General features: G+C 73.2%; 12 protein-coding genes. 4 read left to right on the top strand and 8 right to left on the bottom strand.

What is annotated here, in order from left to right; genetic code table 11:
- Positions 1–131 precede the first annotated feature (131 nt).
- From L2I40_RS11900 to L2I40_RS11890, 3 genes are read left to right on the top strand one after another with little or no spacing between them, the layout of a single operon-like run.
- Entirely contained in the window at positions 132–911 is a 780-nt protein-coding gene (locus L2I40_RS11900) for a glycosyltransferase family 2 protein (RefSeq protein WP_237215171.1), read from the top strand.
- Entirely contained in the window at positions 908–2,128 is a 1,221-nt protein-coding gene (locus L2I40_RS11895) for an O-antigen ligase family protein (RefSeq protein ID WP_237215170.1), read from the top strand. The genes L2I40_RS11900 and L2I40_RS11895 overlap by 4 nt, the downstream gene beginning before the upstream one ends.
- Positions 2,129–2,182: 54 nt before the next feature.
- A complete protein-coding gene (locus L2I40_RS11890; RefSeq protein WP_237215169.1) occupies positions 2,183–3,043 on the top strand; it encodes an SDR family oxidoreductase in 861 nt (286 codons plus the stop codon).
- Positions 3,044–3,072: 29 nt separating this feature from the next.
- On the opposite strand, the gene L2I40_RS11885 is transcribed toward L2I40_RS11890, so the two are convergent.
- From L2I40_RS11885 to ygfZ, 8 genes are all read right to left on the bottom strand, one after another.
- On the bottom strand, positions 3,073–4,008 hold the full coding sequence (locus L2I40_RS11885; RefSeq protein ID WP_237215168.1) for a branched-chain amino acid ABC transporter permease: 936 nt from the start codon (positions 4,006–4,008) through the stop codon (positions 3,073–3,075).
- 10 nt (positions 4,009–4,018) lie between these two features.
- The gene (locus L2I40_RS11880; RefSeq protein ID WP_237215167.1) at positions 4,019–4,903 is read right to left on the bottom strand and encodes a branched-chain amino acid ABC transporter permease; all 885 of its coding nucleotides are present in this window, start codon (positions 4,901–4,903) and stop codon (positions 4,019–4,021) included.
- Between the two features lie 148 nt (positions 4,904–5,051).
- Positions 5,052–5,783 carry an ABC transporter ATP-binding protein gene (locus tag L2I40_RS11875; RefSeq protein WP_237215166.1) on the bottom strand — a complete coding sequence of 244 codons (732 nt, stop codon included), beginning with the start codon at positions 5,781–5,783 and terminating at the stop codon, positions 5,052–5,054.
- 70 nt (positions 5,784–5,853) lie between these two features.
- Positions 5,854–6,636: an ABC transporter ATP-binding protein gene (locus L2I40_RS11870; RefSeq protein WP_237215165.1), complete on the bottom strand. Its 783-nt coding sequence runs from the start codon at positions 6,634–6,636 to the stop codon at positions 5,854–5,856.
- Positions 6,633–7,871, bottom strand: a complete 1,239-nt coding sequence (locus L2I40_RS11865; RefSeq protein WP_237215164.1) for an ABC transporter substrate-binding protein — start codon at positions 7,869–7,871, stop codon at positions 6,633–6,635. The genes L2I40_RS11870 and L2I40_RS11865 overlap by 4 nt, the downstream gene beginning before the upstream one ends.
- Before the next feature lie 97 nt (positions 7,872–7,968).
- Positions 7,969–8,448, bottom strand: a complete 480-nt coding sequence (locus L2I40_RS11860) for a carboxypeptidase-like regulatory domain-containing protein (protein ID WP_237215163.1) — start codon at positions 8,446–8,448, stop codon at positions 7,969–7,971.
- A gap of 23 nt (positions 8,449–8,471) precedes the next feature.
- A complete protein-coding gene (locus tag L2I40_RS11855; protein ID WP_237215162.1) occupies positions 8,472–8,936 on the bottom strand; it encodes a methyltransferase family protein in 465 nt (154 codons plus the stop codon).
- The gene (gene ygfZ, locus L2I40_RS11850) at positions 8,933–9,757 is read right to left on the bottom strand and encodes a CAF17-like 4Fe-4S cluster assembly/insertion protein YgfZ (protein ID WP_237215161.1); all 825 of its coding nucleotides are present in this window, start codon (positions 9,755–9,757) and stop codon (positions 8,933–8,935) included. Before ygfZ ends, L2I40_RS11855 begins: the two co-directional genes overlap by 4 nt.
- Before the next feature lie 102 nt (positions 9,758–9,859).
- On the opposite strand from ygfZ, the gene L2I40_RS11845 reads away from it, so the two are divergent.
- Positions 9,860–10,262, top strand: a 403-nt coding sequence (locus tag L2I40_RS11845) for a glycosyltransferase family 9 protein (RefSeq protein ID WP_372491052.1), incomplete at its 3' end; no start/stop codon positions are given.

Raw genomic sequence — 10,262 nt, 5'->3', positions numbered from 1 at the left:
GGAGGGGGCCTGGCCCCCTCCGCCTTCGGCGTTGAACTGATCGAGGTCCAGGAGGCCCCGTCCAACGCCCTTGGCGTTGGACCCTGGCGGGAGGGGTGCGGGGAGGGCAGCGCCCTCCCCGCAACACCCGCATGACACCCCGCCTCTCCGCTCTCGTCGTCGCCCGCAACGAGGAGACGCGGCTCCCGGATTGCCTCGCCTCCTGCGCCTTTGCCGACGAGGTCGTGGTGGTGCTGGATCGCTCCACCGATCGCAGCGCGGAGATCGCGCGCGAGCACGGCGCGCGCGTCATCGAGGGTGCCTGGGAGCTGGAAGGCGAGCGTCGCAACGCCGGCCTCGACGCCTGCACCGGCGACTGGATCCTCGAAGTGGACGCCGACGAGCGCGTCAGCCGCGACCTGGCCGAGGCGATCCGCGCCACCATCGCGACCTCGCCGCACGCCTGGCACCAGGTGCCGGTCGACAACTACGTCGGCGACCGTCTTGTCCGGTATGGCTGGGCGGGCAGCTTCGGCACGACGTCGGTGCCGCGCCTCTCGCGCAAGGGCGCCAAGCGTTGGCGCGCGCAGCGCGTGCATCCCGGCCTCGACTGGACCGGCACGGAGGGACCGCGCATCGCGCAGGGCGCGCTGGTGCACCTCGTGGACCGCGACGTCTCCGACATGCTGAAGCGCCTCGACAAGTATTCCAGCGCGAAGGCCGCCGACCTCATCGCCTCGGGCGACATCGGCACGCTGCCCGGCAATCTTCGCCGCTTCGTGTCGCGCGGCTTCAAGAGCTACGTCTCGCGCAAGGGCTACAAGGAAGGTGCCATGGGCGTGCTGCTCGCCTTCTGCACCGGCGCCTTCCCGCTGCTGTCCTATCTGAAGGCGCGGCTGGAGCCTGAGAAGCACGGCGGCGGCCGCCGGTGACCGCCTTCCTCCGCTCCCCCTGCTTCCCGGTCGCGCTGCTGCTGGCGCTCGGCCCGGCCGTCGCGGTCGCGCAGTTCCGCACCTTCGCGCCGATGGTGCCGGTCATTCTGCTGCTCGCGGTCATCGCGCATTGGCGCATCCATCGCCGCCTGCCCTGGCCGAGGATGTCACCGCTGCTCGCTCTCTCGCTCGCGCTCGCCGCCTGGGGCGTGGTCGCGTCCGTCTGGTCGCCGGAACTGCTGCGCGGCGTCGAGACAGCCGCGGCCCTCGGCGCGCTCGCCTTCCTCGGCGCCGCGGCGGCGCAGGCGCTATCAGAGGACACGGCCGAGAACAGGCGTCGTCTCGGCCGCGCGCTCGTCATCGGCCTCGTCCTCGGGATCGCCCTGCTGGCCTTCGACCACGCCAGCCAGAACCTGTTCCGTCGCGCCGTGCGTGGCTTCCCGACCTGGACGCCCTTCATCGGCTTCGGGCTGAAGCCGGCGGTCTCGATCCTCGCCCTGCTGCTGCCGCTCGTGCTCGCCGTGCCGGGCCTGTCGCGCATCGCCAAGGCGGCGATCCTGCTGCCCGGCCTTGCCGTCGCGCTCTGGCTGCCGGGCGAATCCGCGAAGATCGCCGCCGTCGCGGGCGTCATCGTAGCCCTGCTCGCGACCCTCGCGCCGCGCGCCGTCGCGCGCCTCTCGGCCGCGGCGCTCGCGGTGGTCTTCATCGCCGCACCGCTGCTCTTCACCGCCGCGCTCGCGCGCGCGCCGGACCTCTCGCCGCTGCCCGTCTCGGCCGCGCATCGCGTGCTGATCTGGGACTTCGTGGGCGACCGCATCGCCGAACGCCCGCTGCTCGGATGGGGCATGGAGTCCAGCCGCGCCATCCCGGGCGGCACCCAGACCTTCGACCGCGGGACGCTCGACCGCTTCGGCCTGGACTCGCCGGCGGAGCGCGCGGGCTTCGCCGTGCCGAACGCGCAGCGCCTGCCGCTGCACCCGCACAACAATGCGCTGCAGGTCTGGCTCGAGCTCGGCCTGGTCGGCGCAGTGATCGCAGCTGCATTGGGCGCCGCCGCGATGCTGGCGGCGGGTGCGATCGGCCCCGCGGCGCTCGGCGTCGCGGTCTCCGCCGCCGTCACCGGCCAACTCTCCTTCGGCGCCTGGCAGCCCTGGTGGGTGGCCGCGATGATCTTCGCCGCGGCGGTGATCGCAGGCCTCGCGCCCCGCCGCGCCTGAGGCAACCGGCCGCGTCCCAGGCCGTTGGCCCGCGAACAGATGCGCGAGGCCGCCATGCCCGACACCCCCCCCTTCCAGCCGCAGACGCAGGACCACCAGCCCGGCCGCGAGGACCGGATGACGCCGCGCCCGGCCTCCGCCATGGAGGGCTGGACGCCAGCCGGCAAGCTCGCGGGCAAGGTCGCGATCGTGACGGGCGGCGATTCCGGCATCGGCCGCGCGGTCGCGATCGGCTTCGCCAAGGAAGGCGCCGATGTCGCGATCCTCTACCTCGACGAGCAGGAGGACGCCCGCGACACCAAGCGGCGCATCGAGGCGGAGGGCCGCCGCTGCCTCGCCATCGCCGGCGACATCGGCGACCCGCAATTCTGCCAGGACGCGGTGAAGCAGGTGGTCGAGACCTGGGGAAGGCTCGACGTCCTGGTGAACAACGCCGCCGAGCAGCACGCCTGCGAGAGTTTCGAGGACATCCCGGTGGCGCAGGTGGAACGCACCTTCCGCACCAACATCCTCGGCTACATGTGGATGACCAAGGCCGCGCTGCCGCGCCTGAAGGAAGGGGCGGCGATCATCAACACGACCAGCGTCACGGCCTACAAGGGCAGCCCGCAGCTGATCGACTACGCCTCCACGAAGGGCGCGATCGTCGCCTTCACGCGCAGCCTCTCCATGGCGCTCGACAAGCGGAAGATCCGCGTGAATGCCGTTGCCCCGGGGCCGATCTGGACGCCGCTGATCCCGGCGAGCTTCGACGCGGAGCGCACCTCGAAGCACGGCCAGTCCGCCGCGATGGAGCGTGCCGGCCAGCCCGACGAGGTCGCGCCGAGCTACATCTTCCTCGCGAGCAACGCCGACAGCGGCTACATCAGCGGCCAGGTGCTGCACCCGAACGGCGGCACCGTGGTGAACGGATAGCGCGGCCCCAAGGCGCCCCTGGGGGCGCCTCAGCGCGCCCCCGGCAGCCGCTCCCCGATCAGCCCCTGCGGCCGGTAGAGCAGGATCAGGTTCAGCGCGAGCCCGATCAGGAACAGTCGCAGATAGGCCGCGCGCGTCGCGAGCTCGCCCGGCAGCTGCCCGGCGATCCAGTCCGTCGCGGCCCAGATCGCCCAGATCGCGACGGCGCCGAGGATGGCGCCGCGGTTGTTGCCCGACCCGCCCGCGATGAGCATCACCCAGACCAGGAAGGTCGCGGTGATCGGATCGAGCGCATCCGGCCCCATGAACTTGAAGAAGTGCGCGAGCATCGCGCCGGCCAGCCCCATGCAGGCCGCGCCCAGCACGAAGGCCTGCAGGCGGAACGACGCCGGGTTGCGCCCGACGGCCTTCGCCGCCTCCTCGTCGTCGCGGATCGCACGCAGCGTGCGGCCGAAGGGGCTCTTCGCCGTCGCCTCGGCCATCGCGTAGAGCAGCGCGACGACCGCCGCGACCAGCAGCAGATAGGCCACCGGCCCCCAGGGTTGGCCGAGCCCCTCGAAGGGACGCGGGATGCCGGAGACGCCGAGCGGACCGCCGGTCAGCCAGTCCTCGTTGCGCACGAAGAGCCGCACGATCTCCGCGATGCCGATCGTCGCGATCGCCAGGTAGTCCGCGCGCAGCCGGAGCGAGATCGCGCCGATCGGCAGTGCGAGCAGCGCGCCCGCCACCGCCGCCAAGGGCCAGGCCGCCCACCAGGGCCAGCCCGGCCCGACGAGATGCGCCGCCCCCGGCGCCGGCGTCGCGGTCAGCAGCGCGGAGGTGTAGGCGCCGACGGCGACGAACCCCAGCGCGCCGAAATTCATCAGCCCCGTCAGGCCCCATTGCAGGTTCAGCCCGAGCGTTAGCGCGGCATAGATCCCGGCCAGCGTCAGCAGCGTGACGGCGTAGAGGAGCGCGTTCTCCATCGTCGCGGCCCTAGCCCATGCCCTTGAACAGGCCCTGCGGCCGGAAGATCAGCACCAGCACCAGCACCGCGAAGGCGACGCCGCCCTTGTAGGCGGGCTCCAGCAGCGGCGCGCCGCCGATCAGCGGATAGGTGGATAGCTCCTCCACGACTCCGAGGATCAGCCCGCCCAGCGCCGCGCCCCAGGGCCGCCCGATGCCGCCCAGGATGGCAGCCGCGAAGGCCGCGAGCAGCACGTTGAAGCCGAGCAGCGGGGTGAGCTCGGTGTCCACCGCCAGGAACACGCCCGCCACCGCCGCCAGTGCCGCGGCGACGCACCAGGTGAGCCGGATCACGCCGGCCACCGGCACGCCGGTGACGCGCGCGAGGTCCGGATCGTCCGCCATCGCCCGCATCGCGCGGCCGGCGCGGGACCGCGACAGCAGCAGGTGCACGAGCAGCGCCGCGATGGCCGTCCCGGCCAGGATCATCAGGTGGCGCTGCTGGATGCGGATGCCTTCGAAGACCAGCGGCGGTGTGAAGCCGCGCGCATAGCCCTGCGGCGTCGGCCCCCAGACCAGGTAGACGACGGCGCGGATCATCAGCGCCACGCCGAAGGAGGAGATCAGCAGCACCGCCGGCTGGGCGCGCCGCAGCGGCGCGTAGAAGGCGCGGTCCGCCGCGAGCGCCACCGGGATCGTCGCCGCGATGGCGATGGGCAGCGCGACCCAGGGGCTGATGCCGAGCGCGACGACCGCGACCAGCGCCGCATAGCCGCCCCAGGTCATCAACTCGCCATGCGCGAAATTGGCGAAGCGCAGCACGCCATAGGCCAGCGACAGCCCCGCCGCCGCCAGCGCGTAGATCGCGCCGAGCACGAGGCCCGGGATCAGGTAGAAGTTGACCAGCTCAATCATGCTGTGCGTGTCCGTGCTGGCGCACGGCCGCCCTCGGACGCCGGCGGCGCGCCTCCGCGCGCCTTGGCTTCGCGGCACTTGCCGCGGACCGCCTTCGCGGCCTCGGCCGGCTGAGCCGGCCGCCGGTCGCCACTCACGCCTCCAATCTTCACGCCGCGTCTTCCTCAGGCGCGTTCCCGCCCAGGAACAGGTGGCCGATCTCGGGGTTGGCCAGCAGCCCCGGCCCGGTGTCCTCGGCCCGGTTGCGCCCCATTGCCAGCACCACGCCGCGATCCGCGATCGCCAGCGCCGGCCGCGCATTCTGCTCCACCATCAGCACCGCGATGCCGCTCGCGGCGATCTCGCGCACCTTGTCGAAGATCAGCGTGCAGAACTTGGGCGAGAGGCCCGCGGTCGGCTCGTCGAGCATGATCAGCTTCGGCGTCAGCATCAGCGCCCGCGCCACCGCCACCATCTGCCGCTGCCCGCCCGACAGGCTGCCCGCCGCGGCGCGGCGCTTGGCAGCGAGGTCGGGGAACACCGCGTAGCTGCGCTCCAACCCGTCCTTCGCCGCGGAGGGCCGCGCATAGGCGCCCATCAGCAGGTTCTCCTCCACGCTGAGCGAGGGGAAGACGTTGCGCTCCTGCGGCACATAGGCGAGGCCGCGCGCCACCATCGATTCCGCCGGCGCATTGGCGATCTCCGTGCCGTCGAACATCACGCTGCTGCCGGGCTTGAGACGCACGAGGCCCGCCACGGCCTTCATCGCCGTGGACTTTCCCGCGCCGTTCGGCCCGATGATCACCACGACCTGTCCTGGCGCGACCGTCAGGTTCACGCCGTGCAGGATGTCGGCCTCGCCATAGCCGCCAACCATGTTGCGCGCGACCAGAAGGCTCATGTCGCCTCCGATCGTCGGAGGGCGCAGGGCCGCGGGCCCGAGCACCGGAGACGTGAATCGGAGGCGCTTCTCATGTCGCCTCGATCGCCATGCCGAGATAGGCCTCGGCCACCGTCGGATCCGCGCGCACCTCCGCCATCGTCCCGCTGGCGATGACGCGCCCCTCGGCCATGCAATGCACCGGCTGGCAGAGCTCGGCGACCAGGTCGAGGTCGTGCTCGATCAGCAGGAAGGTGATGCCGTCTTCCGCGTTCAGTCGCGCGATGGTCGCCGCGATCTCGCGCAGCAGCGTGCGGTTCACGCCGGCCGCCGGCTCGTCGAGCAGGATGACCGTCGCGCCCGACATCAGCGCGCGGCCGAGCTCGACCAGCTTCTTCTGCCCGCCCGACAGCGCGGTCGCTGGCGCGTCGGCATGCCGCGCCAGGTTCAGCCGCTCCAGCACCGCCATCGCGCGTGCGCGCAACGCGGCTTCCTCGCGCGCCACGCGGCCGCGCGCGAACCACGGCGCGGGCAACTTCTCACCCGGCTGCGGCGGCGCGCCGACCATCAGGTTCTCGGCCACGCTCAACCGCCCGAACAGGCGCGGGATCTGGAAGGTCCGCGCCAGCCCCGCCGCATGCAGCGCCCAAGGCGCGGCGCCGGTGATGTCGCGGCCACGCAGCCGCACCCGCCCGCCATCGGCCTTGTGGAAGCCGGCGATGGTGGCGAAGGCCGTGGACTTGCCCGCGCCGTTCGGCCCGATCAGCCCCGTGATCGAGCCCTCCGGCACGGCGAAGCTCACGCCGTCGAGGGCCGTGAGGCCCCCGAAGCGCTTCACCAGGCCCTCGACCTCCAGTGCGAGGCCGTGCGTCACTCCGCCAGCTGCGCCACCGAGGTCACGCGGCCGTTGCGCACAGCCCAATGCTCCACGCGGCCCTGCGCGTCGCCGGTGGCGTTGAACTCGATGGGGCCCGACGCGCCCTCGTAGTTCACCTTGGTGCCGGCGCCGAGCAGCTGGCGCGCACGCGCGAACTCGCCCGGACCCACCGCCTCGCCCGGCGCATTCGCGACAGTCCGCAGGTTCTGGCGGATCGCGGCGCGGTCGGCGCTGCGGCCGGCCTCGATCGCCAGCGCGATGACATAGGCCGCGTCATAGGCCTGCGCGACGAAGGCCGCGCCCGGGTCGAGGTTCGGGTTGGCGCGACGATACGCGGCCTCGTAGGCCGCACGCCGCTCCGGCGCCGCCGCCGTGCCCGGCCCGGTGCCGAACATGCCCTCGAGCTGCCGCGCGCCGACCTGGTCCACCACGGTCTGGTCGCGCATGCCGTCGGTCATGATGAAGCGCGGGAAGAAGCTGTTCTCGATCGAGTTGCGCAGGATCGTGTTGCCGCCCGAGGCCGGGTAGCCGATCAGCAGCAGCGCCTGCGGATTGCCGCGGCCGGCCAGCGTCTGCAGCTCGGCGCGGTAGGAGGGGCGGTTCTCCTCGAAGTTCTGGCTGCCCGTCACGGTGCCGCCGCGGCCCTGGAAGGCGGCGGTGAAGCTGCCCGTCAGCCCGCGGCCGTAGTCGTTGTTCACCGCCATGATGGCGACGCGCTCGATGCCCGCCTCGCGCGTGATGCGCGCCAGCACCTGGCCCTGCAGCCCGTCCGGCACCGCGGTGCGGAACACCGTGTCGTTGTCGTTGAGCTGGCTGACCGCCGGCGCGGTGGCCGAGGGCGAGACGATCGGCACGCCCGCCGGGATGGAGACGGCGTTGGCGGCGGCGATGGTGATGCCCGACGCCATCGGGCCGATGATCGCGGCCACGTTCTCCGCCTGCACCAGGCGCGTCATCACCTGCACGCCGGCCTGCGGATTTGTCTGGTCGTCGGCCTCGACGACCTGGATCCGCCGCCCGCCGAGCACGCCGCCCGCGGCGTTGATCTCCTCGACGGCCAGCGTGATGCCGGCGCGGATCGGCGGGACGAAGGCGGCGAGGCCGCCGGTGGCCGAGAGGATCACGCCGAGGCGAACCGGATCGCCGGCTTGCGCGCGGGCGAGGCCCGGCAGGACGAGCGGCGCGGCGCCCAGCGCCAGCGCGGCGCGGCGGCTGAGGGTGAATGGCGTCATGGCCTGGCTTTCTCCCGAATGTCCTGGGGGCGTCGCCGCCCGTCGCGGCGGGTTACAGCGAAGCAATTCCCCGCGCAACACGCGGCGCGCGCGCCGGTCAGGCTGGGGGCGGGACGGCAGGGTCCAGCGGTGCGATGGTCGCCCGGCCATAGACGGGGCCGCGATGCGCCAGCGGGGCGTCCAGCTCGATCGTCACCGCCAGCGCCGACGCTGACCGCTCCGGCCCCAGCTCCCCACCCGGGCGGTAGTTGCGGCGGTCGAGCATCCAGACGGCTTGGGTCGCGCTGCCGTGCACGACGTCGATGGTCTGCTCGACGAACGGCTCGTGGGGCAGCCAGCGACGCAGCCCACCCCGCCGCACGACCGCAGGCAGCCCGAAGCGGCCCTCCGCATCGGTCACGGCAGCGTCCCCGCCGCGCTCGTCTGTCAGCCCCCAGTGCCAGCTGCGGACGACGCGGGCACCCGGGACCGGGCGCCCGCGGGCCAGCACGACACCGCGCAAGGCGGAGAAGATGACCATTCCCTCTTCCGTCTCGGCCCGTGGGTCGCCTGGCCGCAACAGCGTCAGGCCGGCCATGGCCAGCGCGATCCGCCGCCCCGTCACATCCACTTGCGGACGCGCGCCCTGTAGGCCTCGTAGGCGGCGCCGAAGCGGCCGGCGAGGTAGGCCTCCTCCTTCGCGATCACCAGCCGGTCGAGCAGGCCGTGCGTGACTACCACCCCGATCCAGCCCCACAGCGTGCCCCACATCAGCGCGAGCCCCGTCGCGGCGAGCAGGAAGCCCAGATAGATCGGGTTGCGGCTGAAGCGGTACGGCCCGCTCTCCACCATCGCCGCGTCGGGCCTGTCGGGCCGCGGGTCGTTGCCGGCCTTGACCAGCGCCAGCACCGCCCAGCCCACCAGCGCGACGGATAGGAAGATCACCATCCCGCCCAGTGCCGTGGCCGGCGGCCCGATCTGCACCGTCCAGATCCGGTCCAGCACCCAGGCCGCGACCATCACCGCCGTCGCGATCACCGGCGGCGGCACCCGCACGCCGGGGCCATGGTCGGTCGCCTGGCTCATGCCGATTCCCTCGCCGGCAGGCGCATCCAGGCGGGGATGCGGGGCGTCAGCGCGGCCTCGCCACAGGCGAGCGTTCCCCCGGCCTCCACCGCCTCGATCCGCAGCAGCGCAAGGCCGAGCCCGTCGCGGCCCGAGCGCATCTCGCCCACCTCCGCGCCGTCGCGCGTCACCGGCGTGCCCGGCGCCGGCAGCGGCCCCGCCACCTCCACCGGGAACAGGCGCCTCTTCAGCAGCCCGCGATACTTGGTTCGCGCCGTCAGCTCCTGGCCCATGTAGCAGCCCTTCGACCAGGACACGCCCGACAGTTCGTCGAAGCCGCCTTCGAGCAGCACGGATTTCTGGGCCTCGAGGTCGCCCGAATCCGGCAGCCCGAGCGACAGGCGGTGCAGGTCATGGGCCGCCGCATCCGCGTCGGTCGCCAGCGGCGCCGTCGCCAGCGCCCGCCACCCGGCCTCCGGCAGCCGCGGGTCCGCCGCCGCGATGACGCCCTCGGGCAGCGCCGCCCCGCCCCAGCCGGCATGCACGGCCAACTCCGCCGAGGCGTCGCGCAGCGCGACCTTCGACCGCAGCCGGAAGCGCGACAGCGAGGTCACGATCGTCCCGGCCTGGTCGCGCACGCAGTCCAGCAGCAGGCGATCGCCATCGGCGAAGACGAAGAAATCGGCCAGCCACTTCCCCTGCGGGGTCAGCAGCGCGGCCCAGACCGCGGCACCTGGAACGGCGCGCGTGACATCGTTGGAAACGAGGCCCTGCAGGAAGGCGACGCGGTCTTCGCCCGCCACCTCCACCACGCCCCGCCCCGGCAGAAGGGCTATCGGCATGGCGCGAAGGTGGGTCGGCGCGTGGGCGGGTGCAACCGGGGTTGGGGGGGCGCGGGCCGGGGTGGGGCCGGCCGCCGCCCCGTGCTATGCGCCCCGCAACCCATGCGCATCCTCTTCGTCACGGCGACGCGGATCGGCGACGCCGTGCTCTCCACCGCGCTGCTCGACCACCTGCTCCGCACCCACCCCGAGGCGCGGTTCACCGTCGCCTGCGGCCCGGCCGCCGCCGGCGTCTTCGCGCGCATGCCGCGGCTCGAGCGGCTGATCCTGGTGGAGAAGAAGCGCTTCGAACGCCATTGGCTGTCGCTCTGGTCGCAGGTCGTTGCGACGCGCTGGGACCTGGTGGTGGATCTCCGCGCCTCGGCGCTGGCCTGGCTGGTGCCGACGCGCCGCCGCGCGATCGGCCAGGGCGGACGGCGCCCCGGGCATCGCCTGACGCATCTCGGCGCCGTGCTCGGCCTCTCGCCGCCGCCGCTCCCCGTCGCCTGGACCGCGCCGGAGGACG

This window comes from Falsiroseomonas oryziterrae (assembly GCF_021864505.1).
Lineage (GTDB): Bacteria > Pseudomonadota > Alphaproteobacteria > Acetobacterales > Acetobacteraceae > Falsiroseomonas > Falsiroseomonas oryziterrae.
Note: the sequence above shows the minus strand (reverse complement) of the source record. Positions and strands in the feature narration are given on the sequence as shown.